This is a genomic window from Leisingera sp. F5 (assembly GCF_001593695.1).
In genome coordinates, this window is sequence record NZ_LUKH01001241.1 from 1 (window position 1) to 1,166 (window position 1,166).

Sequence of the window (1,166 nt, forward strand, 5' to 3'; positions counted from 1 at the left end):
TCTCACGGGCAGCACAGATTCAGGAACAGCAGTGGGAGCGGGCAGGGCGGCCGCATCCCGGTGAATATTCAGGCGATTGCAGCCGGTTCTGGCTGTTGGCCGGTGTCGGATCCGAGGGGCGTCTGCTGAATGCGTCGCGGCGCGCTGCCCGGCAGCTTGTCAGCGGCGGAGATCTTCCCGCGGCCATGGGGCTGACGCGGGCCGCAACAGACCGGTGGAGCATCTTTCTGGAACAGGTGCGCGAGGGGGAGTTTGCCTGGCAGGATGTTCTGTTTCTCGGCACCGGCCGCCCGGGCGAGCGGTTTTTATGCCGCCCTGTCAGGCTGGAAGGGCCAGACGGACCTGTCGCAGCCGTCATGGCGGAGCGGCTGGATTGTGAATGGAGCGCAGAGGCAGCAGGCCCCGTTGCTGCTGCCTTCGGGCTGCAGAAATCCGATCTTGACCCGCTGAAGACGGTGATGAGTGGCGCCGGCGGCCGGGTGGCAGCGGAGCTAGAGCAGATTGCGGCCAGCGCCGGGGCGCCGGGAATGGCAGAGCTGATCCGGCTCGCCGCATTCCTGATCAACGAGTATGTGCGGGATTTGAAAATTGCCCGGGGCGAGCTGCTGCCGCCAGCTGAGGAAATTGAAGACAGAAACGGGCGGCGCAGCCAGTTTTTCCGGTTTGGCGCGGATACCGGACAGCCGGTGATATTTGTGCACGGGATTATGGACGGGATAGTGCCGCTGCAGCGCCTGCAGCCGCAGCTTAGGACACTGGGATTCCGGGTCTACGCGCCGATGCGCGGGGGCTACGGCGGCTCGGCGCCGCTGCCGCGCGGGCAGGACCCGGTGGATGCCTTTGTGCAGCAATTGGATGCGCTGATCACCCGCGAAAACCTGCAAAGACCGGTATTGCTCAGCCACCGGGGCGGCGCATTGTACGGCTGCGCGGCAGCCAACCGGCTGCACAGCCGGATCTCCGGGCTGGTGGCCGTAGCCTCGAACTGTTCAATCACCTCGCCGCGGCAGTTCTCCGGCCTCAGCGGTTATGCCTGGCTGGTTGCCTTTTCCGCTGCCCGTGCCCGCTGGATGCTGCCCGTGCTGATGAAGGCCTGGTCAGGGGCCTTGCACTGGTACGGGCACAAGGCGCTGCTGAAAGTCCAGACTGCGCGCAACAGCCGGGAG

1 protein-coding gene is annotated in these 1,166 nt (G+C 65.8%); it reads left to right on the top strand.

The annotated features are described in order from the left end of the window. Positions 1–1,166 (top strand): alpha/beta hydrolase (locus A2I95_RS40475; RefSeq protein ID WP_291737954.1); only part of this gene is annotated, 1,166 nt, incomplete at both ends.